General features: G+C 64.9%; 20 protein-coding genes. 7 read left to right on the top strand and 13 right to left on the bottom strand.

All coding sequences use genetic code 11. The features are described 5' to 3' along the window. Positions 1 to 43 precede the first annotated feature (43 nt). From AAGW05_RS03860 to AAGW05_RS03840, 5 genes are all read right to left on the bottom strand, one after another. Positions 44 to 1,837: an ABC-F family ATP-binding cassette domain-containing protein gene (locus AAGW05_RS03860; RefSeq protein WP_411803141.1), complete on the bottom strand. Its 1,794-nt coding sequence runs from the start codon at positions 1,835 to 1,837 to the stop codon at positions 44 to 46. 48 nt (positions 1,838 to 1,885) lie between these two features. Further along, a complete protein-coding gene (locus AAGW05_RS03855; protein ID WP_411803140.1) occupies positions 1,886 to 2,860 on the bottom strand; it encodes a 4-(cytidine 5'-diphospho)-2-C-methyl-D-erythritol kinase in 975 nt (324 codons plus the stop codon). A 2-nt stretch (positions 2,861 to 2,862) separates the two neighbouring features. Next, positions 2,863 to 3,741 (bottom strand): 16S rRNA (adenine(1518)-N(6)/adenine(1519)-N(6))-dimethyltransferase RsmA, encoded by an 879-nt coding sequence (gene rsmA / locus AAGW05_RS03850; protein ID WP_411803139.1) that lies wholly within the window; start codon positions 3,739 to 3,741, stop codon positions 2,863 to 2,865. A 106-nt stretch (positions 3,742 to 3,847) separates the two neighbouring features. Further along, positions 3,848 to 4,996, bottom strand: a complete 1,149-nt coding sequence (locus AAGW05_RS03845; protein ID WP_411803202.1) for a transglycosylase family protein — start codon at positions 4,994 to 4,996, stop codon at positions 3,848 to 3,850. A 301-nt stretch (positions 4,997 to 5,297) separates the two neighbouring features. Beyond that, complete coding sequence (locus AAGW05_RS03840) at positions 5,298 to 6,191, bottom strand: TatD family hydrolase (protein WP_411803138.1); 894 nt, start codon at positions 6,189 to 6,191, stop codon at positions 5,298 to 5,300. 105 nt (positions 6,192 to 6,296) lie between these two features. Between AAGW05_RS03840 and AAGW05_RS03835 the strand changes: the two genes are divergently transcribed. Genes AAGW05_RS03835 through AAGW05_RS03825 form a run of 3 tightly spaced genes read left to right on the top strand, consistent with a single transcriptional unit; the run spans position 6,297 to position 11,196 of the window. Further along, on the top strand, positions 6,297 to 7,430 hold the full coding sequence (locus AAGW05_RS03835; RefSeq protein WP_411803137.1) for an AAA family ATPase: 1,134 nt from the start codon (positions 6,297 to 6,299) through the stop codon (positions 7,428 to 7,430). Positions 7,431 to 7,438: 8 nt separating this feature from the next. Next, positions 7,439 to 8,839, top strand: coding sequence for a DUF58 domain-containing protein (locus AAGW05_RS03830; protein WP_411803136.1), 1,401 nt, complete (start codon positions 7,439 to 7,441; stop codon positions 8,837 to 8,839). After that, positions 8,836 to 11,196 carry a DUF3488 and DUF4129 domain-containing transglutaminase family protein gene (locus AAGW05_RS03825; RefSeq protein ID WP_411803135.1) on the top strand — a complete coding sequence of 787 codons (2,361 nt, stop codon included), beginning with the start codon at positions 8,836 to 8,838 and terminating at the stop codon, positions 11,194 to 11,196. Before AAGW05_RS03830 ends, AAGW05_RS03825 begins: the two co-directional genes overlap by 4 nt. Before the next feature lie 45 nt (positions 11,197 to 11,241). Here the strand turns inward: AAGW05_RS03825 and AAGW05_RS03820 are convergent, their stop codons facing one another. Further along, positions 11,242 to 12,738 carry an NAD-dependent succinate-semialdehyde dehydrogenase gene (locus AAGW05_RS03820; RefSeq protein WP_411803134.1) on the bottom strand — a complete coding sequence of 499 codons (1,497 nt, stop codon included), beginning with the start codon at positions 12,736 to 12,738 and terminating at the stop codon, positions 11,242 to 11,244. 576 nt (positions 12,739 to 13,314) lie between these two features. Further along, positions 13,315 to 14,199, bottom strand: a complete 885-nt coding sequence (gene rsmI, locus AAGW05_RS03815) for a 16S rRNA (cytidine(1402)-2'-O)-methyltransferase (RefSeq protein ID WP_411803201.1) — start codon at positions 14,197 to 14,199, stop codon at positions 13,315 to 13,317. Between the two features lie 109 nt (positions 14,200 to 14,308). Between rsmI and AAGW05_RS03810 the strand changes: the two genes are divergently transcribed. Next, positions 14,309 to 16,102 (top strand): phospholipid carrier-dependent glycosyltransferase, encoded by a 1,794-nt coding sequence (locus AAGW05_RS03810; RefSeq protein WP_411803133.1) that lies wholly within the window; start codon positions 14,309 to 14,311, stop codon positions 16,100 to 16,102. 81 nt (positions 16,103 to 16,183) lie between these two features. On the opposite strand, the gene AAGW05_RS03805 is transcribed toward AAGW05_RS03810, so the two are convergent. Both AAGW05_RS03805 and AAGW05_RS03800 read right to left on the bottom strand, forming a co-directional pair. Then, positions 16,184 to 17,287 carry a TIGR01906 family membrane protein gene (locus tag AAGW05_RS03805; RefSeq protein ID WP_411803132.1) on the bottom strand — a complete coding sequence of 368 codons (1,104 nt, stop codon included), beginning with the start codon at positions 17,285 to 17,287 and terminating at the stop codon, positions 16,184 to 16,186. 90 nt (positions 17,288 to 17,377) lie between these two features. After that, positions 17,378 to 18,235 (bottom strand): SGNH/GDSL hydrolase family protein, encoded by an 858-nt coding sequence (locus tag AAGW05_RS03800; protein WP_411803131.1) that lies wholly within the window; start codon positions 18,233 to 18,235, stop codon positions 17,378 to 17,380. A 291-nt stretch (positions 18,236 to 18,526) separates the two neighbouring features. Here AAGW05_RS03800 and AAGW05_RS03795 point away from each other — a divergent pair, with 291 nt between their 5' ends. Together AAGW05_RS03795 and AAGW05_RS03790 are read left to right on the top strand one after the other, a co-directional pair. Continuing rightward, positions 18,527 to 18,874, top strand: coding sequence for an ArsR/SmtB family transcription factor (locus AAGW05_RS03795; RefSeq protein ID WP_411803200.1), 348 nt, complete (start codon positions 18,527 to 18,529; stop codon positions 18,872 to 18,874). Continuing rightward, a complete protein-coding gene (locus tag AAGW05_RS03790) occupies positions 18,871 to 19,302 on the top strand; it encodes a low molecular weight phosphatase family protein (RefSeq protein WP_411803130.1) in 432 nt (143 codons plus the stop codon). Before AAGW05_RS03795 ends, AAGW05_RS03790 begins: the two co-directional genes overlap by 4 nt. Before the next feature lie 121 nt (positions 19,303 to 19,423). Here the strand turns inward: AAGW05_RS03790 and AAGW05_RS03785 are convergent, their stop codons facing one another. After that, positions 19,424 to 20,416, bottom strand: coding sequence for a stage II sporulation protein M (locus AAGW05_RS03785; protein WP_411803129.1), 993 nt, complete (start codon positions 20,414 to 20,416; stop codon positions 19,424 to 19,426). A 50-nt stretch (positions 20,417 to 20,466) separates the two neighbouring features. On the opposite strand from AAGW05_RS03785, the gene AAGW05_RS03780 reads away from it, so the two are divergent. Next, the gene (locus AAGW05_RS03780; RefSeq protein WP_411803128.1) at positions 20,467 to 21,270 is read left to right on the top strand and encodes an RDD family protein; all 804 of its coding nucleotides are present in this window, start codon (positions 20,467 to 20,469) and stop codon (positions 21,268 to 21,270) included. Positions 21,271 to 21,309: 39 nt separating this feature from the next. Here the strand turns inward: AAGW05_RS03780 and AAGW05_RS03775 are convergent, their stop codons facing one another. The 3 genes from AAGW05_RS03775 to ahcY all read right to left on the bottom strand — a co-directional run bounded on the left by AAGW05_RS03775 (position 21,310) and on the right by ahcY (position 25,075). After that, complete coding sequence (locus tag AAGW05_RS03775; protein WP_411803127.1) at positions 21,310 to 22,572, bottom strand: Ig-like domain-containing protein; 1,263 nt, start codon at positions 22,570 to 22,572, stop codon at positions 21,310 to 21,312. Positions 22,573 to 22,675: 103 nt separating this feature from the next. Then, the gene (locus AAGW05_RS03770; protein WP_411803126.1) at positions 22,676 to 23,521 is read right to left on the bottom strand and encodes an MBL fold metallo-hydrolase; all 846 of its coding nucleotides are present in this window, start codon (positions 23,519 to 23,521) and stop codon (positions 22,676 to 22,678) included. 60 nt (positions 23,522 to 23,581) lie between these two features. Next, positions 23,582 to 25,075, bottom strand: a complete 1,494-nt coding sequence (gene ahcY, locus AAGW05_RS03765) for an adenosylhomocysteinase (protein ID WP_411803125.1) — start codon at positions 25,073 to 25,075, stop codon at positions 23,582 to 23,584. Positions 25,076 to 25,131 lie beyond the last annotated feature (56 nt).

Genomic DNA, 25,131 nt, shown 5'->3' with positions numbered 1-25,131 from the left:
CAAGTCCAGACGTGGGTTCAACGCAGAACAGTGCAGCCGGAAGCTACTCCAGGACGCCCGAGGCCTCAAGCCACTCAAGCTCAAGTCCCTCGCGCTCGGTTGCGAGCTTGCTCAGCTTCGCCTGCAGGACTGCCAGGGTGTCATAGTCGCCAACACTGTCCGCCATCTGCGCGTGGATCTTGGCGTCGGCAGCCGAGTTCTTGCCCAGCTGGCGCTCCAAACGGTTCAGGACCTTGCGGGCGTCACGCTTCTGGCCCTCGGTGGGACCCGACGATGCGGCGGCAGAAGGGGAAGGCGCAGGGCTTGAGGGAGCCAGGCCCGCGTTCTCACGCAGTTCCAGGTACTCGTCCACGCCCCTGACCAGTCCGCGGATCTTGCCGTCGCCCAGCAGCGCCATCTGGTGGTCGGTGACGCGCTCAAGCAGGTACCGATCGTGCGAGACGACCACGAGCGTGCCGGGCCAGCCGTCGAGCACGTCCTCCACGGCCGCTAGCGTGTCGGTGTCGAGGTCGTTCGTGGGCTCATCGAGCATCAACACGTTCGGCTCCCCCACCAGCAGGCGCAGCAGCTGCAGGCGGCGGCGCTCACCACCTGAGAGGTCCTTGACCATGGTCCACTGCTTGTCCTTCGTGAAGCCGAGCTGCTCCACTAGCTGCCCTGCCGTCATGTCCTTCCCGCCGACGTCGAAGGAGCGTTTTTCCCGCTCGATGACCTCGATGACGCGCATTGTCAGGACGTCCTCGAGCTCGCGCACTTCCTGCGTGAGCACGGCGGTCTTCACGGTTGAGCCGCGCTTGACCGTTCCGGACGACGGCGCGACCTCACCGTTGAGCAGGCGCAGCAGGGTGGTCTTGCCCGCACCGTTGACGCCGACAAGTCCGAGGCGTTCGCCCGGGGCCAGGCGCAGGGTGATGTTGTTGAACATCTCCTTGGCCTTCTCGCCCTCGCCGAAGCTCAGGGAGACGTTTTCCAGGTCGATGACGTCCTTGCCCAGGCGGGCTGTGGCCATTTTTGACAGGGCCACGGTGTCGCGGGGTTCCGGGACGTCGGCAATGAGCTCGTTGGCTGCCTCGATGCGGAACTTGGGCTTTGCAGTGCGAGCCGGGGCGCCGCGGCGCAGCCAGGCCAGTTCCTTCTTGACCAGCTGGACGCGCTTGCTTTCCATCACTGAGGCGGACCTGTCACGCTCGGCGCGCGCCAGGACATAGGCGGCGTAACCGCCGTCGAACGGGTCAATGATGCCGTCGTGGACCTCCCAGGTGCGCGTGCACACCTCGTCGAGGAACCAGCGGTCGTGGGTGACAACGACGAACGCGCCTTCGTTGGCCCGCCAGCGGGCCTTCAGGTGCCGTGCCAGCCAGGCCACGCCCTCGACGTCAAGGTGGTTGGTGGGCTCATCGAGCATGATGACATCGTCATCGCCGATGAGCAGCTTGGCCAGGGCCACGCGGCGCTTCTGCCCGCCCGAGAGCGAGTGGATGTTGGCGTGCCAGTCGACCTCGCCGACCAGGGCTCCCATGATCTCGCGGATCTTGGGGTTGGACGCCCATTCGTGGTCGGCGGCCTCCCCCACAATCGCGAAGCCGACGGTGTCGTCCCCGTCGAGCACGTCGGTCTGGTCCAGGTAGCTGACCTGAACGCCGCCGCGCACTGTCACGCGCCCGGAATCCGGCGTTTGCCGCCCGGCCAACAGGCGCATCAGCGTGGACTTGCCGTCGCCGTTGCGTCCGACAATGCCAATGCGGTCCCCTTCTTCCAGGCCGACACTGACGCCGTCAAGGACGGTTCGGGTGGCGAAGGCGACGCTGAGATTTTCCCCGCCGAGCAAATGAGCCACGTGGTACCACTTTCTAAAAGACGTATGTGAAAACTGACAATAATTTCTTTACGGCACGAGGTGCGCGCCGTGCACGGGGCCCTCGACAGGCCACGCCTCGTGGCCCCTTTCGGCCAGGGCTGCCGCAAGTTCCTTCGCATGCTCCGCATCGGCGGCCAAAAATGCCACAGTGGGTCCGGATCCCGACACAAGCGAGGCAAGTGCGCCGAGCTCGGCTCCCTGCGCCAAAACGAGTGTCAGGGACGGTTCAAGTGACTCCGCCGCCGCCTGCAGGTCGTTGTGCAGGCAGGGTGCCAGCGCGTGCGCATCCCCCGCCCGCAGCGCCGTCAGGACCCCGGCGGCAACCTCCGCAGGCTCGGCAGGCTGTGCGCCCTCCGCCGCCCGCAGCGCGTCAAGGGCACCGTACACGACAGGCGTCGACAACCCAAAGCCTGCCGGCACAAGGACCCAGTGCAGCGGAGTTGGCGCCAGGGCAGCTGTCAGCTGATCCCCCACGCCCAGTCCGACGGCGGCTCCCCCCAACAGTGCGAACGGCACATCCGCACCGAGTTCCGAGCCAAGCTGGGCAAGTTCCTCGCGGGAAAGCCCCGCATGCCACAGCGAGTCGCAGGCCACGAGCGTGGCTGCGGCATCCGCCGAGCCCCCGCCCATGCCGCCGGCGATCGGGACGTGCTTGGTGATCTCGATGTGGATGCCGGTGGGGTTCTCGGAAATGTCGGCCACCAGCAGCGCCGCCCTGACGGCCAGGTTGCCGGCGTCAAGCGGGATGCCTGCCAGCTGTTCCGGGGCCAGGGTGCTGTCGGGGCTGATGCTTACCGTGATGTCGGTGGGTGGTGTGCCCGGCCTGGCCGTGACGGCCACTTCCTCATAGAGGGAGACTGCCAGATAGGTGCTTGCCACCGAGTGGTAGCCGTCCCCGCGCAGCGGGCCGACCTCAAAATAGGCGTTGATTTTCCCCGGGGCCCGGACCTTCACACGGCGCGGCGCTGCCGCCCACAGGAGGTCATTCGACAGGGGTTCCATGCTCAGGCCGTGAACCCGAGTTTGGCTTCGGCAATGCGAGCGTAGGCCGCCACGTCAATGACTTCCCCGCGTGCGCCCGGATCGACGCCTGCCATGCGCAGGTAGGTCTCGGCCTCCGCGGCACCGCCTGCCCAGCCAGCCAGTGCGGCTCGCAGGGTCTTGCGGCGCTGGGCGAAAGCGGCGTCGATGACGGCGAAGACCTCGACCCTTGAGGCCCGCGTCACGGGCGGTTCGTGCCGGGTGAAGGCCACAAGTCCGGAGGAGATCTTCGGGGCAGGCCAGAAGACATTCATGCCGATGACACCGGCCTTGCGCATCTGGGAGTACCAGGCGCCCTTGACCGACGGCACGCCGTACGTCTTGGAACCGGGCCCGGCCACCATCCGATCGGCCACCTCGTCCTGCACCATGACAAGGCCGTGCTGCAGCGACGGGAAATGTTCAAGCAAGTGCAACACCACGGGCACCGCAACGTTGTACGGCAGGTTTGCAACGAGCGCGGTGGGCTCGGCAGGCAGTTCGGTGACCCTCATGGCGTCGGACAGTACGACGTCGAGGTTGCCAGCCTTGGCGGGGCGGAACGCGGCCACTGTCGATGGCAGCTTCGCCGCCAGTACGGGGTCGATCTCCACGGCAACCACGCGTGCGGCGGCATCGAGCAGGCCAAGGGTCAGTGAGCCAAGGCCGGGGCCCACCTCCAGCACCGTTTCACCGGGGTCGAGGTTGGCTGCTGCAACGATGCGCCGGATGGTGTTGCCGTCAATGACAAAGTTTTGCCCCAGGGTCTTAGTGGGACGCACACCGATTTCCTCCGCGAGGCGGCGGATTTCGGTGGCACCCAGCAGGGGCTGGGTTGCGGGGCTTGGTACAGGTGAGGTCACGGAACAATGGTATCCGCTATTAACGCACACACTCCCCTGGCGATGGTGAACCCGTCAGGGGAGTGTGCGATGTGCACTGTATTAACAGTGCTGACATGAGGCTGGATCAGCGGGCGGCGTGGGCGCAGCCCCACGGCGAAAGTCCGGCCTTGGCGTAGTACGTGTTTGCCACGGCAATCTGCTGTGCCTTGGTGGCGAGGCTGGCGTTGGGGGCATAGGCTCCGCCGCCGTTGGCCAGCCATGAGGGGATGTCGAACTGCAGGCCGCCGTAGTAGCCGTTGCCGGTGTTGATGGACCAGTTGCCGGTTGATTCGCACTGGGCAATGGCATCCCACATGGCTTCGTTGGACATGGCCGGCGCTGAGGCGCCGGTGTTTGCGCCGGCTGCCGGTGCGGGGGCGGGTGCCGGGGCCGGTGCCGGTGCCGGGGTTTCCACGGGGCGGTCCTTGCCACCCACGACAACCTTTTCGGCAACGGGCTCGGCAACAACCTTTGAACCGGTTTCGGTGCGGCTGACAACAACCCCGTCGACGGAGACGGTGCGGAAGCTCTTCTCCAGGGAACCGGCAACGCCTGCACTGACGGTCTTTGTCTCGCCCTTGAACATGCCCGCATCAACACTTTGATCGGTGCTGAACGGAACGGCTTCGGTGGTGCTGGCGGTCCCGTTGGTGTTGACGCGGGTGACCTTGATGACCATGTTTTCAACGACAGTCGCCACGCCGGGTGCTGAGACGTGGTCTGTCTTGTCCAGTTTCAGGCCTGTCTCGTTCAAGACGCCGGCGACGTCCTGTGCGGTAGTGGTCTTGACGGTCTTTTTCCCGTCGGCCACGATCGTGACCTGCTTGGGTGTGATGATGCTGATGTCGCCGGAGGTGGCCAGAAGTGCATCGGCAGGAGCCGAAATCCTTGCATTCGCGGCGATGCCCAATTGGCTGATCAAGCCACTGATCTTAGTGGAGGTGGTGGTGACGGTCTGCTCGGCACCATCGAGCTTTACGGTGATTTCCTTGGCTGTGTTGACGGTGATGGTTCCGCCGTCTTTCACATCCGAGTCCAGGGCTGGTGTGATCTTGTCTCCCGGGCTGACGGTGAGGTCTGCACGCTGGAGCACATCTGCCACGGACCCGCCATAGGCCTGAACTGAGCTGCTGTGGCCATCAACCACCAGGGTGAGTGTTTTGTTGGCCGAGACGAAGGCCATGAGGCCTGCGACGAGCGCCAAAAGGACGGCGGCCTGGCAGGCAAGTTTCATATAGCTCAATTTGCCATTGACGGTGAATATTGAAGACACGAGATCCCGTAACTACTAGAGCACCCGGGCACGGAGAAGAAAAGAGCAACGTCCAATCCGTTTTTGACCGCAGAAATCCTGTGGGCAAAAACGTACGAAAATTGTTCTTGCGAACGGTTGCCGAAAACCCCTTTTGAACGGTGGAATTACCGGCATGTCATCCGTTGGCCTTCCCCGACCACGGCTAATAGTCCCTCAGCGTAACCCAATCGTGACCTGATGGACAAGGGTTCATAACGGAAAAGTGATTATTCCTACAGGATCAGTCGGCCCAGGAACCGTACACGGATTCGGTATTTCTGCTCAGCAGAGCACAGAACTCATCCAGCTCAGTGCCGCGCATTTGCGCCATGCCTTGCACCGTGTACGGCAGCATGTAGCTGGCATTTGACCGCCCCCGGAACGGGTGCGGGGTCAAAAATGGCGCGTCGGTTTCGGCAAGGATGAGTGCGGGGTCGGCGACGGCAAGGGCCTGGCGCAAATTATCTGCATTCTTAAACGTGACGGTGCCCGAAAATGACATGTACCAGCCGTTATCGTTGCAGATCCGGGCCAGTTCGGCATCCCCCGAGAAGCAGTGAAAGACCAGGCGCGACGGGGCGCCCACCTCGCGCAGCGTGGCCAGCACATCCTCGTGGGCGTCGCGGCAGTGGACCTGCAGGGCAAGCTCCCGGCGTTTGGCGATCTCAAGGTGCTCCCTGAAGGAATGGTGTTGGGCCGCGAGGCCGTCCTCACCCGTCCTGAAGTAGTCAAGGCCTGTCTCCCCAATGGCCCGGATGCGGGGGTGGGCGGCCATGGCATCAATTTCTGCCAGCGCATCATCGAGCCCGCCGGCGGCAGCGAGTTCGGGGGCATCGTTGGGGTGGATGGCCACCGCGCCAAGGACACGCGGATCCGCTTCGACGGCGGCAACGGTAAAGCGTGAGGAGGGAAGATCGCAGCCCACCTGCACGGCCCCTGCAATTCCCACTGCCTGGGCCGCATCCAGGGCTGCCTTGAGCTCAACGGGTGAATCACCGAAGTCAAAATGCGTGTGGTTGTCATATACCGGGACGGCGAGCGCCGCCGGGGCGGGGGCGAAGGCACCCTTGTGCTTCCCGCCGTCGTGCTTGGGCGTTTCTGGACGGTAGGGGCGGGGAACGTCGTCAGTGCACATGGTTGCCCATTTTACCGGTTTAGTGGCGCCATTCGGGCGCAGGGATAGTAGCGTAGGTCACAACAGCCGGTGGATCGTGCCGGGCACCGACGCGAAAGGTGGGGCATGCACCTTCAGGAGACGTTGCCAGCCGCCAAAGGGTTCGCACAGGATGGGATTCCAGCCATGGACACAGAGGGCTTTGCCTTGCTGAGCGAGGAAATCATGGCGGTCATGAACACCGTCATTGACGGCAAGAAGGACTCCGTGCGGCTCGCCCTGACAGTGCTGCTCGCCGGCGGCCACCTGCTCCTTGAGGACGTTCCCGGCGTGGGCAAGACCCTTCTGGCAAAGGTCCTGGCACGCGCTGTCGACTGCTCTGTCAACAGGATCCAGTTCACTCCGGACCTGTTGCCCAGCGACATCACCGGTGTATCAATCTTCAACCAGTCATCGCAGTCATTCGAATTCCGCGCCGGGGCCATCTTTGCCAACATTGTCATTGGCGATGAGATCAACCGGGCCTCCGCAAAGACCCAGTCGGCGCTGCTTGAGGCCATGGCCGAGCACCAGGTCAGTGTGGACGGCACAACCTATGGCCTCGGTGAGCCGTTCATGGTTGTCGCCACCCAGAACCCCATCGAGATGGAAGGCACCTATCCGCTGCCCGAGGCGCAGCGGGACCGTTTCATGGCGCGGATTTCGCTCGGTTACCCTGACGCGGCGGCCGAGATGGCCATGCTTGAAAGCCACCAATCGGTGAATCCGCTTGACGCAGTGGAGGCCGTTGCGACGGTGGAACAAGTCACGGCGATGATCAGGACCGTCTCTGCCGTCCACGTCTCGCCCGCCGTCCGTGCGTACACTGTCGCGCTGGGCCAGGCGACCCGGTCGAGCCCAGACCTGCGACTCGGGGCCAGCCCGCGCGCACTGTTGCAATTATTGCGGGCAGCCAAGGCCGCTGCCGCGTTGGCAGGGCGGGGTTTTGTGCTCCCAGATGACATCCGCAGCCTGGCAACACCCGTCCTGGCGCACCGCCTGCTCGTTGAGCGCAGCGCAGCCAGCCAGGGCGTCACCGCCACCACCGTTGTTCAGGAACTGCTCGCCACGGTTGCCGTTCCCGGCTTCGAGGTGCCGGTCCCCGGTGGGGCCGGCACCGGTGCCGCAGGGGCCGGCCTGTCAGGAGCCGGCCTGTCAGGAGCCGGCGCCATCCGCGTCGGGATGGACGGGCGCGGCGCAAGGAACGCCCGAGGCCACTAGGGGGCGCCGTGTATTCCTTCCGTCCCCTGCGTCCTCGCGGCTGGCTTTTGCTCGCGATCGGCGTGCTTGCCCTATTTTTGGCCTTTGTCCTGGGCCGCCGTGACCTGTTGACGCTGGCGGTGTTTTGTTTTGCCCTCCCTGCGGTCGCCTGTGGGGCCCTGTACCTTGTCAAGCCGGGATTCACCGTCAAACGCAGGCTCTCCCCCACCCTTGGCAGGGTTGGCAGTCCGGTGGAGGCGACCCTTGACGTTCATGGGCGCAGCCCCGGCGGCTCCCGCACCCGCCTGGTGGAGGAACTGCCGTTCAGCTTCCGCGACGCCCCATCGTTCAACCACCCGCAGCCGGTGGTGCCGCGCGGACTGCTCAGCCGCTACCACTACACCCTTCACCCCTCCCATCGGGGCGTGTTTACCATTGGCCCGTTGCGGGGCCTGTTCGCCGACCCCTTCGACGTTGCCTTTGTCCCCCGCCTCCTTGACGGTGGCACCCGCCTCACCATCGCCCCGGCCGCCGTGGAACTGCCCCCGATTTCCCTCACCGATGGCAGGGGGCAGGACGGCTCCCGGAGCATCAAGGAGCTCGCGCACGCAAGCAGCGACGACGCCATGACCCGCGAATACCGTTACGGCGACCCGTTGCGGCGCGTCCACTGGGCAGTGACGGCCAGGCAGGGCAAACTCATGGTGCGTGCCGACGAGTCGGTCACGACTCCGGAGGCCGCGCTTGTCCTTGACAGAAGAGCAGGGGCCTTCGGACCTGTCCCGCGGAGCCGGGAATTGTTCCAAATTGCCGGGCGCAGCGCCACAAGCCTGCCGGAACTGCGGACCACACCGGCCTTTGAGGCCGCCGTTGTCGCGGCCATGTCCGTTGCGGCACACCTGCTTGAGCACGGCTACACGCTGCGCATCCTTGACCACCAGGGGCAGCCGGGCTTCGCCTCCTCGGCCTCCGCCGTTGTCCCGGGCTGTGAAGAATTCAGCGGCAGCCAGGGCGTTATCGACATTGCCGCGGCGCTGGCAGCCCAGGAACTTTCCGAGGCCGCCCCCGGTGCCGCCGGGGCAGGAACCGGGGAGCCCGGGGAGGCGCAGGGCCATGCATCCTCCACGCAGGAAACCGCATTTGCCGATCCCTTGGCACACAAACTTCACGGAGGTCGGCGGCGCGGGCCCCTGGTGGCGGTGACCGGGCTGCTCAGCGCCGCCGACGCCCTGCTGCTGGCCGGCATATCTGAATCCACCCAAAGCGCCTACGCCCTGCTGCTGTGCCAGGACCCTGACGAGGCAGCCCCGGCATTGGCGATCCTGCGCCGCGCCGGCTGGCAGGCTGCGGCACTGACGCCAACTGCCCACCTGGCCCATGTCTGGACGCAATTGGATCAGCCCTGGGCAACAACGGGAAACCAGCGATGACCGGGCCCCTGCCCGGCCGCGGCAATGTGCAGGACAGGGGCGACCCCGGTCCTCCTGTCAACCGTCCGTCCCGGGGAAAACTTTTCGCAAACCACCGGACGGGTCCGGCCCCGTGGATGCTGGCGGTGGCGGTGTTCGGCGCCGTCATGGGTGCCTCGCTTGGCCTGAAGGGGGTGTTGGAGGACTTCAGCTGGCTGCCACAGGCCGCCGTCGTCGTTGCCGGGACCCTGGTGATCCCTGCCGTCCTGCGGCGTTGGCCGGCGCTGGGGTCCTTTGCCCCCGTGGGAGCGTTGGCGGGCTGGTGCATGAGCCTGACGCTGGTGTTTTTCCCCGCAACCGCAATATTGGGAGTCATTCCCACAACAGGGACGGTCTCCGCGGTCCTGGACATGTCGGCGGAGGCATCGCATTTCGTCAAGACCAGCTTTACGCCCCTGCCGTCGGTGCCGCCAATGGTCTTCCTGATCTGCGCGGGGCTGGGTTTCGCCGCGTTGCTGATCGACACTGTGGCCATCACGGTGGCGATGCCTGCCGCCGGCGCCCTCGGGCTGCTGCTGATCATGCTACCGCCGGCCTTGACGACAAAGTCGGGGGTCGGCACGCTCGGTTTTATCGGAGCAGCCGCCGGATTCCTGCTGATTTTGGGGTGCTGCCGCTGGTACGCGCCGGAAGGAAGCCTGCGGACGGGCTCCGGCGCGTATGCCAGCGGCACGCTGTCACGGGCCGTCGCGCTGGGGGCCGCAGTGGTGCTGCTGATGACGCTGGTGCCGGCCGCCGTTCCGGGCTTCACGAACGGCGCCTTCCCGCAAGGCTCAAGGATCAACGCCTCGGGCACGGGAACGGCACTTGATACGTTGATTTCGCTCGGCAACGACCTCCGTGCGCAATCGGACCAGGTCAACCTCACCTACCTAAGCAACACCGAGAATCCCCAGTACATCCGGCTGACAACCTTGGAGAACTTCAATGGAAAGTCCTGGGGTCCCTCCAAGCTGCCGTCGGGGCTCAAGCCGGGGCTCACAGGGCTTGCCCCGTCGCCAGGCCCCTTGCCAAGTGTTCCGCAGGCAGTGACCTTGACGCAGGTTTCCATTGCTGGCCTTGACAGCGATTGGCTGCCGTCACCGCTGTCCGCCACCAGCGTGGAAAGGCTCACCGGCAGGTGGTTGTGGAACCCCTCGACGCAAACGTTGGTGGGTCAAGACGCCACGACCCAGGGCCAGCAGTACCTGGTCCGCAGCGAGATGCCAGTGTTGACGGCGCAGGTGTTGACGGCCGCCAACGGAAACCCGGGCGACATCGACCCCATCTACACCGAGCTTCCCAACAATGTTCCCGCACTCGTGAAGGACACCGCCAGCAAGGTGGCAGGATCGGCAACAACCCAATATGCCAAAGCCATGGCCATTCAGGACTACCTGCGCTCCCCGATCTTCACCTACAGCCTGAACACGCCGGCAAGTGAGGGCTATGACGGTGCCAGCATGAGCGTGCTGGCGAAGTTCCTGGAAAAAAAGAGCGGCTATTGCGTGCATTTCTCAGCAGCCATGGCTGTCATGGCCCGCGAGGTGGGTGTCCCCTCCCGCATCGTGGTGGGGTATGCCCCGGGCCGTCGAACCACGGAAATTGGTGAACAGGACGGCCAGCAGTTGCTCGGCTACCAGGCCACGGGGATTGATGCCCATGCGTGGCCCGAATTGTTCTTCGAGGGCCTGGGCTGGGTGCCGTTTGAGCCTACGCCCTCACGCGGTGCCGTGCCCGCCTATGCGCAGGACGAATCGGCCGCCAACCCCAACCCCGGCAGTGCTGTCGTACCGACCAGACAGGCGCTGCCGACTGGGACCCCCACGGCCACCGCCACCCAGGCTGCGGCGGAGGCAAAATCGAATGGAACCGGGTCCGAGCTAGGCCAATGGCTGCAGACCACGGGCGCGGCCGCGCTGATCCTCTTGCTGCTGGCGACCCCGGCCCTGGCCCGCAGTTATGTCCGACGCCGGCACCTGGCCCAAATACGCGGAGCTGGCCGGGCAGGGCGTGCCCGTGCGCCGGAGGTCATAGCCTGGCGCGAACTGCTGGCCGCGGCGCTCGATTACGGCTACGTCCACGACCCCGCACTGACACCGGCGCTGCAGGCCGCCCGGGTCGCTGAACTGCTGGGGCCAGGCACCCCACCAGGGTTGGCGCTCGTGCTGCACGCCTATGAACAGACGGTGTACGGGGAGGGCTCCTCTACCCGGGAACGTGGTGACCTGGCCGATGCCGTGGAAACCGTCACCGCGCGTCTGCGGGCCGGTGCGTCATCCTGGCAGCGCGTACGCGCAACCCTGCTTCCGGCGTCGTTCCTTCAACGGAACGTTTAAAAGCAGCTGCCCGGACACAAGGGTCCGGGCAGCTGGCTGGAACGCTTAGGCGTTGTTAGGGTTCGCGAAGCCGATGTACTGGGTGTACTGGTATTCCTCGATGCCCTCGAGACTGCCCTCACGGCCAAGGCCCGACTGCTTGACACCGCCGAACGGAGCGGCAGCGTTGGAGATGACGCCTGCGTTCAGGCCCATCATGCCCGTCTCGATGCGGTTGGCCATGCGCAGGCCGCGGTTGTGGTCGCGGGTGAACACGTAGGCGACAAGCCCGTATTCGGTGTCGTTGGCCAGGGCGACTGCCTCGTCCTCGTTCTTGAAGGTGACGATCGGGGCGACCGGGCCAAAGATCTCCTCGCTGAGGATTCGGGCACCCGGCTCAACTCCTACCAGGACAGTGGGCTGGTAGAAGTAGCCGGGGCCGTCAACCGGGGCACCGCCCGTAACAGCCGTTGCGCCGTCGGCCAGTGCATCGCTGACAAGCGAGTGGACCTTCTCGCGGCTCTTGGCGTCGATCAGCGGGCCGACGCTGGTGGTGGATTCGGTGCCGCGGCCCGTGGTCATCTTGGACATCCTTGCGGCAAACTTTGTGGCGAAGGCGTCGGCGACGGATTCGTGCACCAGGAAGCGGTTTGCGGCCGTGCAGGCCTCGCCCATGTTGCGCATCTTGGCGGCCATGGCGCCCTCGACGGCGGCGTCAAGGTCGGCGTCCTCGAAGACAAGGAACGGTGCGTTGCCGCCCAATTCCATGGAGGTGCGCAGCACATTGGCGGAGGCGTCTGCCAACAAGCGCTTGCCGACGGGGGTGGATCCGGTGAAGGAAAGTTTGCGCAGGCGGCTGTCCTGGATCAAAGGGCCGGTGACGCCGCCGGCGTCGGTGGTGGAAAGGACGTTGAGCACTCCGGCGGGCAGGCCGGCCTCCATCATGACCTGCGCGAAGAGGTGGCTCGTCAGCGGCGTCAGGTTGGCGGGCTTGAGCACCATGGTGCAGCCGGCGGCGATGGCGGGAGCGATCTTGCGGGTGGCCATGGCCAGCGGGAAGTTCCACGGCGTGATCAGCAGGCACGGGCCCACTGGCTTTTTCGCCACAAGGATCTGCTGGGTGCCCTCGGGGTTGGCGGAGTAGCGGCCGTAGGAGCGTGAGGCCTCCTCGGAGAACCAGCGCAGGAATTCGGCGCCGTACTTGACCTCTCCCATGGCCTCGGCCAGCGGCTTGCCCATTTCAAGGGTCATCAGCAGGGCGAAGTCGTCCGCGCGGGCCGTGACCAGCTCGAAGGCGCGGCGCAGGATCTCTGCCCGCTCACGCGATGACGTTGCAGCCCATTGATCCTGGACGGCCACGGCGGCATCGAGGGCGTCGGCACCGTCCCGGGCTCCGGCGTCGGCGATCTCGAGCAGAACCTTCCCTGTGGAGGGGTCCTCCACGCTGAAGGTCCTGCCCGAGGCGGCCTCGCGCCATTGACCATTGATCAGCAATCCGGTGGGAACACTTGCCAGCAGGGAGCTCTCACGCTCGTTGAGTTCTGTGGCGGCTGTCATGGTCATGACGACTCCTTTGTCTTGTGCTTCCCGCATGGTTTTGTGCATGAACCAAGGGCGGGGCGGCGGCGTATTATGCGTTCAGTTCACGGTAGTTCTCGGCGAATCACAGTGTCTACGCTTGCACGCACTGCCAGCAACGGTTTCGCTGTGCATTTGTACAACGCCACCCCGGGGCGGACCAGCCCGGCGGACCTTGTTAGCAGGCCGGGCGGACCGTTATGCGCTGAACCCGTGCCGGACTTGACGCATGACACTGTTCTGCGGCCAACCCAACCGCCAGTTCAACGCATATCAGTGCAGGGCGGGCCAGCCGGGCGGACCGTTATGCGCTGAACCCGTGCCGGACTTGGCGCATGACACTGTTCTGCGGCCAACCCAACCGCGGGTTCAACGCATATCAGTGCCGGGCGGATGAGCCGGGCGGACCAGCCGGGCGGACCTTGTTGGCAGGCAGGGCGGACCGTTATGCGCTGAACCCGTGCCGGACTTGGCGCATCACACTGTTGTGCGGCGAACCCAACCGCGGGTTCAACGCATATCAGTGCAGGGCGGATGAGCAGGGCGGACCAGCCGGGCGGATCAGCCGCGGGCTGCCAGGACCGCGCTGTACAGTTCACGCTTGCTGACGTGGACGTCGTGGGCGATCACGGCGACAGCCTCCTTCATGCGCATGCCCTGGGCCATGAGCTCATTGACGGCGGCCACCTGGTCCGCGGGTGTGCCGGGGTCGGCGTCAAGTGCACCGCCGACAACAATGGCGATCTCACCCCGGATCTGTGTTGTCTCCGCCCATTCCAGCAGGCCCGACAGCGGCTTGCGGACTACTTCCTCGTACGTCTTGGTCAGTTCGCGGCACACGGCGGCCGGGCGTGCCGGGCCAAAGGCCGTGTGCAGGGCCCGCAGCATGGCCTCGAGCCTGTGCGGGGCCTCGAAGAACACCATGGTGCGCTTTTCAACGGACAGTTCGTGGAGCCGGCTGGCGCGCTCACCCGACTTGCGCGGCAGGAACCCCTCAAAGCAGAACCTGTCGGTGGGCAGCCCCGACAATGCCAAAGCCGTCAGCACTGCGGAGGGACCGGGGGCTGCCGTCACCTTCACGCCGGCGTCGACGGCGGCGGACACGAGGCGGAAGCCGGGGTCCGACACCGACGGCATGCCGGCGTCGGTCACCATCAACAAGGTCTTCCCCGACTGGACCTGGGCCAGCAGCTCTGCCGTCTTGGTGGCTTCATTGTGCTCGTGGTAGCTGATGATCTGGCCGCCAACCTTAACACCAAGGCTTGTCACGAGGCGGTGCAGCCTGCGGGTGTCCTCGGCCGCCACGACGTCGGCGGCGCCGAGCCAGGCAATCAGGCGCGCCGAGGCGTCGCCCATGTTTCCGATGGGTGTTGCGGCCAGGACAATGTAACCTTCCCCCGGCTTGGCAGCGGGTGCCAGGGAAGAATCAAGGGGTCCTTCGGCCATTTCTGCATCGTCTTCAGATCGGTCTGCTGCACTATCGGGTTCTAGGCCAAAGTCATCTTCCATGACACCAGCGTAGTGGGCCGCGGCAACACAGTCCCATTTGGGTAGCATGGACTCCGTGCAACCCCACGCTATGGATACCGCCCCGGCGGCCCCGGACCGAGCCCCCCTCGATGTGCCCCCCGCGGGCAGCGCCGCGCCAGACGGCTCCCCCACGGGCAGCGAAGCCAGACATTCCCTGCCGCCGGGAGGCCCAACCACGGATTCAGGGGCCCTGCGGGCTTCAGGCAGCCCGCGCTGGGTGCGCGACCCTGCCAAGGCCTTCACACGGGCGGCCCTTTCGGCCAGCCTTCTGGGAACCAGATTCTCCTTCTTCACCACCCCAGTGGCCGCACGCGTGTGGTTTTGGCTTGCCCCAGCGCTGACGGCTCTCATAGGCGGCATTTTGCGCTTCGTTCGGCTGGGCCAGCCTGAGTCACTTGTCTTTGACGAGACGTACTACGTTAAGGACGCCTACAGCTACCTGCAAAGCGGCTACGAACGCAATTGGGCCGAAAAGGCCAACGACCTCTTCAACCAGGGCATTTTCACCAGCATCGAAAGCACCGCCGAATACGTCGTCCACCCGCCTGTGGGCAAGTGGATGATCGCGTTTGGCATGTGGCTTTTCGGCCCCGACAGCGCCTTCGGGTGGCGCTTCACTGCGGCACTGGTGGGCACTCTGTCCATCTTCGTGCTGGCCATGATCGCCCAGAGAATGTTCCGTTCCACCATTCTTGGCGCCATTGCCGGGCTGCTGTTCGCCGTCGATGGGCACGCCATTGTGCAGTCAAGGACCTCGCTGCTTGACATCTTCGTCATGTTCTTCGCCTTGCTGGCCTTTGGCGCGGTGCTCCTTGACCGCGATGACGGACGACGGCGGCTGGCGGCCAGGCTGTCGGCTCTCGCCGGTGCGAACGGCGTCGTTCCGGCGAAGGAACTGCTCTACGGGCCCTGGCTGGGGATCCGCTGGTGGCGCCTGGCTGCCGGCGTGGCCCTTGGATTGTGCATTGGCACGAAGTGGTCGGGGCTGTTCTTCCTCGCAGCCTTCGGTCTCATGAGCGTCATCTGGGACATGAACGCCCGCCGCATCGCCGGCATCAAGTACTGGATCATCGGGGCGGTCTGGAAGGACGGCATCGTGGCGTTCGCCAGCATGGTTCCCGTCGCCGCTGTCACCTACCTGGCCACGTGGACGGGATGGTTCCTGTCAAAGGACGCCTACGACAGGAACTGGGCAGCCTCCAACCCCTCGAGTACCTGGGGCTGGATCCCCGACTCCCTGCGGTCGCTGTGGCATTACCACTTCACCGCCTACAACTTCCACACGGGCCTCGGCTCCGACCACCCGTACAAGGCCAACGCATGGTCCTGGTTTGTCATGGGCAGGCCCACATCGTTCTTCGTGAAGAACTACGAAAACGGTCAGCCAGGCTGCGCCGCTGACAAGTGCACTGCGGCCGTCACCAGCCTTGGCAACCCGTTGATCTGGTGGGGCGGGTCGCTGGCGATCCTGTTCCTCATCGGCGTGTGGGTCTTTAGGCGCGACTGGCGTGCAGGCGCCATCCTTGCCGGCTGGGCCGCAGGCTTCCTACCCTGGCTCCTCTACCCGCTGCGCACCATTTTCTTCTTCTACGCCATCGCCTACGAGCCGTTCATGATCCTGGCGATCACCATGGTCCTTGGCATGATGATGGGCAGGATCGGGGATCCTCCGTGGCGCCGCCAGCAGGGTGCGCTCTTCGTCGGGTTGTTCCTTGTGGTGGCCATAGGGCTGAGCGCGTTCTTCTACCCCCTCTGGGCCGCGGAGATCATTCCGCAGGAATTCTGGCGCCAGCACATGTGGATGCCAGGCTGGATCTAGCCGGGCACCGGTTGCAAGGCCTTTATAAAGAACTACGACGGCGGCCCACTTGGCCGCCGTCGTACTTCGTTTAAGGATCTCTTAGGCTGTCCTGCGCCCCGGGCGCTTGGCGGACGTGACGGCCCGACGGCGGTCCTTCGTTGGCCAGGTGAAGGCCAGCGTCAGCGATGAAACGACCAGCACCAAGGCGCCGATGAAGATGCCCGCATCCAGCCAGAATTCGCTGGGGAAGAGCCTGATGAGGGTGTCATCGGTGTAGAACGTCCAGGTGCCGTTGGCGAAGAAGATCTTGTGGAAGTCGGTGAAGAATCGTTCCCAGCCTGTCGCGGCAAAAACACCGAGGGCGATGACGAGCGCGAGCGTTGCGATGGACCCGGCGAACAGGGCGCGGCGGATTCCGCCAATGCTGCGGCGGGCCAGGTAGATCATGCCGATGACCATGACGATGGCCAGTGCCAGACCCACGAGGAACGCCATGACGATGACGCCCTTGACGTCGGCCATGTGGGCCACCTCGCGGGAGAGGAACAGCGGGTTGCCCACGTCATTGACGAGGTCCCCCAGGTACCGGGGCCCGGCGAAGTTCAGCAGGTAGTCGATGGTGTACGAACCGTACGTGATGCGGTCATCGGTGCTGAAACCGAAGGAATCCGCGGGGAACCCCGGGCGGTGGTATTCAACCCACAGGAAAACCGAGGATGTGACGATCCTGATGGACAGCACCAGCAGCACGATCGGGTAGACCACGGCTATGAGCACCTGGAACACCCGGGTCAGTACCGGTTTGGTGTTGGCGGCCTTTTCCATGGCGGCTTGGCGCCTGGCCACGTCCTCGGCCGGCGGGCGCATGGTGAGCATGCTTGTGGGGCCGGTCTCGAGGTGGATGCCATCGGCCGATTCTTCCACTGTGACGCTTTCGGCCAGCGCTGCTGCAATCTCCGCGTCGCTGGGTAGGCTCGGCAGCCTGCCGGCGGCGCGCATGGGCTCCTCACCGGCGGCAGCATCGATCTTGATCCTTGCGGCTGTTTCGGCTGCTGCGGGGGGTGCGGCCCGGCGGGCGGGGCCCTTGTCGACGCCTGCATTTTCGGGAGCGGTTGCCGGTGCGGCATCCGCGACGCCTTCCGGCGGCATGCCGCTCTGGGCGGCGCTCTTGGCTGAGTCCTGGGGCTTTGAATTCTCGCTCACAATTCGAAAGGATACCGGCACCCCGCCACAGCCGGGGGCTGCCACCCCGCGCCGATGCAAAACTGTCACCTGATCCCCAGCTGGTTTATGCTATTGCCAGGTTTCGCCAGTACCTGATTCCAGGGGCCGGTCGTAGAGGGGCTCGGCTGCCGGGCGTTTGGCGCCAAAGCCACCTGTCGGGTCCTCGTGCCTGATGCCGCGCATCACCCAGGGCATCAGATACTCCCTGGCCCACAAAATGTCCCCGGCACGGGCCTTTCGCCAACCCTTCTCCGGAAGCGGCTTGGGAGAAAGCGGCTCGAGGGAGTGCGGCACGTTCAGCGTTTCAAGCACCATGGCCGCGACCGCGTGGTGGCCCATGGATGAGGGGTGCAGTCTGTCAGGGCTCCACATTCGCTGATCGTGAAGTTCGGTCATGGCCCACAGGTCTGCAATCAGGGCGTCGTTGTGTTCCGCAATGCCGCGCAGGTTTTCGTTGAACACGGCAATCTTGGTGCGAAACTGGCCCATGACTGTTGACCGCCCCGAATCGGGCCCGACAAAGATCAGCACGTCCACACCCTGGAATCGAAAGGTTTGCACGGCCCTTTCCACAATGGCCGCCAACTTGTCAGGATCGGCGCCCGGGTGCAGCATGTCGTTGCCTCCAGCCTGGATCGACACCAGGTCCGGCTTGAGCGCCAAGGCCGGGCCGAGCTGGCCCTCGACCACCTCGCGCAGCAGTTTCCCGCGCACCGCAAGGTTGGCATAGGCAAAGTCGTGGACACCGACGCTCAGTTCCTCCGCGACCCGATCGGCCCAGCCACGATATTCACCGGGGCTGCGCGGATCGGGGTCGTCAAGGCCCTCCGTGAATGAGTCACCCATGACAACAAAGCGGCGCCACGGATGGCGCGGCGCGCTGGCCGGTTCCCCGATGCCACTGCCGCTTCCGGCTTCAAGTCCCATGACCCCATACTGCACCCAATCCGGGTTGCGCGGGAGGCCCGAAGTGCGCTCCCTTAACTTTTCCGATCCGAAAGCAGTTCGGCATTGCCGTGCACGGTTCCGGTGGCGAACCCGAAGGTGGCGACTGCCACGGCAGGATCCCTGTGCATCGTTGGATACCGGCGAACATCGATGCCACGCGTATGATGACATATATCGATGATTGTCAATCTCCCTGGTTGGGAGGCAAAGGAACGCGAGGCGAGGCACATGCCCACATCCGTTACCACAGCAACAGACCGGCAGACAGGCATGGATTCCAGCAGTGGATCGGCAGCTCCGTGTTGCATCCCCGCCCAAGAACACGGCTGCCTGCCTGCCCTTGAAGCCGAAGCCCTCGCGGCCCGGTTCAAGGCACTGGCCGATCCCAACCGACTGCGCATCCTTTCCATCGTCTCCACCAGCCCCGAGGCGGAGACGTGCGTGTGCGACCTTTCGGAACCATTGGGATTGGGGCAGCCAACAGTATCGCACCACCTGAAAATTCTCGTGGAGGCGGGCCTGCTGAACCGCGAAAAGCGCGGTGTTTGGGCCTACTACTCGATGGTCCCGGGGGCACTGACCTCCCTGGCTGCCACCTTGCTGCCGAAGGGCCAATGATGGGCACCGAATCCCCGACAGCCAAGCCCGCCGTCCTCTTCGTTTGCGTCAAGAACGGAGGCAAATCCCAGATGGCCGCAGGACTCATGAAGCAGGAAGCCGGCGACGACATCACAGTCACGTCGGCCGGCACCAACCCCGGGACGGCCATCAACCCGCTCTCTGCCGAGGTCCTTGCGGATCTTGGCATCGACATCAGCGGCGAACGGCCCAAACCGTTGACAGAGGAAAACATGCGGGCAGCAGGGCTCGTGATCGTCCTGGGCACGGATGCAAACGTTCCAGCAGTCGACGGCGTCCGGATCGAAACATGGGACACCGACGAACCGAGCCTGCGCGGCATCCAGGGACGGGCCCGCATGGAGCTTGTGCGCGACGACATCCACACACGCGTCAAGGACCTGAAGACCCGTATGCTCCCCTTGTGACTGGTGAATAACGGCGGAGGCACCTCGACGTCGGAGAGCTCGACGGCCTACCGCATTGCCTCCTCCAAGGGGGCTGTTTGGTTGGCAACCTTGCGTGCCGCGACAGCGGGCGGCGGAAGCCTCAGGTTGAGCGGATGGAGGCTCCGGCGTCGTCCGCGCCCAGGTCGCCGGTCTCCCCCGCCCGAACGGCACTGCCACCCAAAACAAGTGTGTAGGTCCAATAGCCGGCGAGCACGAGTGCACCAATGCTGATCTTCGCCCACACCGGCAGCGGGCTGGGCGTGACGAACGCTTCAACCAATCCCGAGACAAAAAGCACCAGGACAAGGCCGGCGGCGACAGTCATCAGGGAGCGGCCCTCGCGGGCCAATGCATCGAGCCTGGTGCGCGGCCCCGGGCTCACCCAGGCCCAGAAGATCCTCAGCCCGGCGGCTGCGGCGATGAAGATTGAGGTGAGTTCCATGAGCCCGTGCGGCAGGATGTAGCTGAAGAACACGTCGCCGCGGCCAAACGCAAACATGGCGCCCGCCGTCATGCCCACGTTTTGGGCGTTCAGGAAGATTTGGTACGGAACGAAGACGCCGGTGATGCCGAACGCCACCAATTGGGCCGCGATCCAGGCGTTGTTGGTCCACACGGCACCGGCAAAGGACGCCGCGGGGTTTTCCGAGTAGTAGCTGACGAAGTCGTGGTCAACGAGCTGACGCAACTGGGCATCGGAGGCCATCGTTGCAAGGACGGCGGGATTCCCCTCGACCCACAGGGCGAACAGGGCCCCGATGGCGATGAACGCCGCACCGACAATCAGTGTCAGCCAGCGCAGGCGGTAAAAGGCAGCGGGCAGCGACACGGCAAAGAACCGTACGGTGTCGAGGAAAACATTGGACTTCGCACCGGTAAAACGCGTCCGTGCTCTGGCCAGGGTCGCCGACAGCGAGGCTGACAGGGCACTCTCGGACGCGACGGAACGGATCAGCGACAGCTGGGCTGAAACGCTTTGGTACAGCTCAAGAAGTTCGTCGGCCTCGGCCCCGCTCAGGCGCCGTTTCCGGGACAGAACATTCAGCCGTGCCCATTGGGGGCCGTGCACCGCTGTAAACGCATCCATGTCCATCCGACCCAGCATATCGGCACCGGGCGCCCGCGCGTGGATAGACTGTTTTCATGTCCGCAATCATCACCGGCGAAGCCGTTGTCCTTGAGCTTCGTCCGGCGTCATTTGCCGCCCGTTCACTGGCCAGTGCCATTGACGTCCTTGCCACGGTGATTGTTGGCATCGGGCTTGTCCTCCTCCTTGGCGCCCTGCCCCTTGTGCTGGACATGGCTGCCGTGCGGGCCTTCCTTATTACCGCCCTGGTGACGCTGCTTGTCATTGTGCCCATCACGGTTGAGACGCTCAGCCGCGGAAAATCGCTGGGAAAACTCGTGATGGGCCTGCGCATCGTGCGGGATGACGGCGGGGCCATCAGGTTCCGCCATGCCATGATCCGGGCGCTGCTGGCAGTGTTGGAGATTTACCTGACACTGGGCTCAATTGCCTGCCTGGTCTCCCTGTTCAACGAAAAGTCCAAACGCCTCGGCGACATGCTGGCCGGCACGTACGCCATCCGAGACCGCGTGCCCAGGGCCGTTCCGTTGCAGGTTTCAGTAGACCCGCGGCTGGCAGGGTGGGCGGCCTTGGCCGACATTGCGCGCCTGCCCGACACACTGGCGCGCCGCATCTCGCTGTTCCTGCGCCAGGGTGGCGCCATGGCACCGGCATCGCGCCATGCCCTGGGCCTGGGACTTGCCGCCGAGGCGAGCCGCTACGTGGCCCCGCTGCCGGCCCCCGGCACGGACCCCGCGGTGTTCCTCGCATCCTTGATGGCCGAACGCCGCGACCGCGAGTTCAGGCGCATGAGCGCGGCTGCCGAACGTGCCGCCGTGGTGCGAGGCCAGCTCGAGCGCCACGGGGCCGGCGGGCGGTAGCTGCCGGTCAGGCAGCTGCGCGTCAGTCCCGCCGCATACCTACCGTGATGCGTACTGGTCGAATGGAATGTTCCAGTCGCCGAATCCGTCGGTGGGGGCGATGGTTTCGTTGGGCGTGCCAACCGTGTGCACGATGTCGCCGGCACCCATGTTCCCAAACACCCAGCCTGCACCCTCGGCCGACAGACCGATGCAGCCGTGCGAAAGGTTCTTCACACCCAGGTACGGCATGGCGGAGGGGGTTGCCTGGTGGATGAAGATGCCGCTGTAAGTCAGGCGCGTGGCGAATTCAACGTCAACGGAGCCGTAGTCGCCGGGGTCCCCCGGCTTCAGGCCAATGGTTGAGGCCTTGAATGTTGCGTTGCGCTGTTTGTCGCTGGTGAGCACGATGTAGCCGGAGGCCGACGGGAAGGCTTCGTCACCCATGGTGGCGGGGTATGTCTTGGTGAGTTGGTCGTTGACGTAAATGTTCACGACCATGGCGGCGGTGTCGGCCTCCATGACAACCTTGTTGCCGATGTTCACGTTGTAGTTCTTGTTGAAGTTGCCGATCATACCGTTGCCCAGGTCAAGGCCGAACAATTGGATGTCGACGTTGATCTTTGAGTTGGCCGGCCAGTAGTCGGCGCCGCGGTAGCGCAGCAGCGTGTCCGAGTACCAGCGGAACGCGCCCGGTTGGCCCGTGCTGGTGGTGATCTTGATGGCCTTTTCGACGGCTTCCTTATTTAGCACCGGTTCGCTGAACTTGAATTGCAGCGGCTGGGCCACACCCACGGTTGCATCCGCGTTCGGGAAGATGACGGCGTCGGCCTCATGCGACGACGGAATCGTGGTGAAGGTGCTGACCTTCTTCGACGTGAATCGGGCCGAATCAATGGCAGTCACATCCAAGGTGTAGGCGGTGTCGAACTTCAGCGGGGCATTCGAGACCCAGGAGCGCCCGTTGGCGTTGAGCGTCCCCTCGGTGACGGTGCCGGAGGCTGATTCTTTCAAAACGGCGCTGACGACTGTCCCGTTCATGACCTCTGCAGCAACTGCGGCGGCCGGGTTCACGGATTCCGCCCCCGGTGCCGGACTCAGGTCAATCGTGGCCGGAATGGCCGCTGCCACAGGCACGGGTGACGGTTTGGGGGTTGCCGACGGGGCAGGTGATTGCGGCTGTTGCGCAGCCTGGCCGCCCGGCATCCATGAATTGGCCGTTGCCGCGCCAACCCCTCCGCCTGCAATGCCCAATGCGACCAAGGAAATCAGGGCGATCTTCCACGTCTTGCGAGGTTTCCTGAGCTCTTTCACATCAGCCATGCAAACTCCCCATTCGGTGGACTAAATCCACAATCCCAAGTCTTGCGCACACCACGCCGTGAACCCATTTTACGCCATGTTCCACCGGCCTGCGGCCCGCAGACTACAGCCCGAGGGTCCCCCCGCCGCGGATGTACTCCAATTGCGCCTCCACCGAAAGTTGTGCAGCACCCTGCAGGTTTTCCGGCACGTCACCGTACACGGCCGCCGTCACTGCCTGCGCGGAGGGGAACCTGTTCCCTGCCTTTTCCAAAAGTTCGACGGCGGCCCGTACCTGGGCGATCCGCTCACCCCTGTGCGCCTCATAGGCCGTGGCAGCCGCGGCAAGGTCCCCCAACACCGGCCCGTGGCCCGGCAGGGCCGGAACGGGGACGTTTTCCGTTCCGTGCTCAAGGCCCCATCGGCGCAGGAGCCCCAGCGAGGACAGGTAGTCGCCCAGGCTGCCATCCGGGTGGCAGATCACGGTACTGCCGCTGCCGAGGATGGTGTCCCCTGTCAAAACCATCCTTTCGGATGATTCCTGCCCGGGGGCCTGGCCAGTGGTTGACACCGCAAAGCACACTGAATCGCCGGTGTGTCCGGGGGTGGCGAGCACCTCGATGGCGAGGCCGCCCGCCTGGATCCTCTCGCCGTCGTGCAGGGGCGTGGCGCTGTGGCAGAATTCGACCAGGGCGGCCCTGACAGGGGCGCCCGTGAGCCGGTGCAGGGCGGCACTGCCATCGGTGTGGTCGCCGTGGTGGTGGGTAATGAGGATGAGCTCGACGGCACCGGCCGCGGCCAGTTCCGCCAGGTGCGGGGCGAGGTCGGGCCCTGGGTCCACGACAACCACCCCCGGGGCACCAGGTGCGCCGAGCACATAGGAGTTGGTCCCGTCGAGCGTCATGGGGCCGGGATTTTCGGCCCGTCTGCGCCGCACCAGCGATCCCATGGATTCCCAACGATCCGTCATCGTGTCCCTTCCAAGCTGATGCGAACCGGCAGTGGTGGGGTTCCCTGTGGTGCCGGCATGTCAGTAGCGGTAGTTCTCTGCCTTGTACGGCCCTGCCGGGTCCAGGTCGAGGTAGGCCGCCTGCCGGGCCGACAGCCCGGTGAGCTGGACCCCGAGGGCTGGAAGGTGCAGGCGGGCGACCTTCTCATCAAGGATCTTCGGCAGCACATGGACGGCGGTGGCATATTCTCCGGTGCCTGCCTTAGTGAAGAGTTCGATCTGGGCAATCACCTGGTTCGTGAACGAATTGCTCATCACGAACGACGGGTGGCCAGTGGCGTTGCCGAGGTTCAGCAGGCGCCCCTCGGACAAGACGATGATGGAGCGTTCGGTGTCGGCGCCCCTGTCAAAAACCCATTCGTGGACCTGCGGCTTGATTTCAACTTTTTCAACGCCCCGGATCGCGGCGAGCCCCGCCATGTCGACCTCGTTGTCGAAGTGTCCGATGTTGCCCACTATGGCCTTGTTCTTCATCCGCAGCATGTCTGCGGCCATGATGATGTCCCGGCCACCGGTTGTGGTGATGAAGATGTCCCCGGCGGCCAGAACGGACTGCAGGGTTGCCACCTGGTATCCGTCCATCGCGGCCTGCAGTGCGCAGATGGGGTCGATCTCGGTGACGATAACCCTGGCCCCCTGGCCGCGCAGCGCCTCCGCGGCCCCCTTGCCGACATCGCCGTAACCGCAGACGACGGCGACCTTGCCCCCGATGAGCACGTCGGTGCCGCGCATGATGCCGTCGGGGAGGGAATGGCGGATGCCGTATTTGTTGTCGAACTTTGACTTGGTGACGGAGTCGTTAACGTTGATGGCGGGGAACAGCAGCTTTCCCTCGGCAGCCAGGCGGTACAGCCGGTGCACGCCTGTCGTCGTTTCTTCCGTGACTCCGAGGATTTGGGCGGCGATGCGCGTCCACCTGTGCGGGTCCTCGTTGAGCGAGACGCGCAGGGCCGCGAGCAACACCGCACCTTCCTCGGAGTCTTCGGCCGTGGTGTCCGGGACCGCTCCGGCTGCTTCAAATCCGGCACCCTTGTGGACAAGCAAAGTGGCGTCGCTGCCGTCGTCGAGGATCATGTTCGCGCCCCTGGCCGGGTCCTGCTCCGCGCCGGGCCAGGCGAAGATCTGCTGGGTGGTCCACCAGTAGTCCTCGAGGGTCTCGCCCTTCCAGGCGAAGACGGGAACCCCCTTCGGGTTTTCGGGGGTGCCCCTGCCAACCACAACCGCCGCGGCGGCTTCATCTTGTGTGGAGAAGATGTTGCAGGAGGCCCAACGGACCTGGGCTCCCAGGTCGGTGAGTGTCTCAATGAGGACTGCCGTCTGCACGGTCATGTGCAGGGATCCTGCAATGCGGGCGCCCCGAAGTGGTTGGCTTCCCCGGTATTCCTCGCGCAGGCTCATCAACCCGGGCATCTCTGATTCGGCCAGGCGGATCTGGTGGCGGCCCGCGGCGGCTTGGGAAAGATCGGCGACCTTGTAGTCGGCCGCGGTCAACGTCACTTCGGTGGGAGCAATCATGGGAATCTCCTTTGAAATTGTGTTGCGCTCTTGCTTCGAGGCCCGGGCGGGGCTCC

Source organism: Arthrobacter sp. LAPM80, from assembly GCF_046736435.1.
Lineage (GTDB): Bacteria > Actinomycetota > Actinomycetes > Actinomycetales > Micrococcaceae > Specibacter.
Note: the sequence above shows the minus strand (reverse complement) of the source record. Positions and strands in the feature narration are given on the sequence as shown.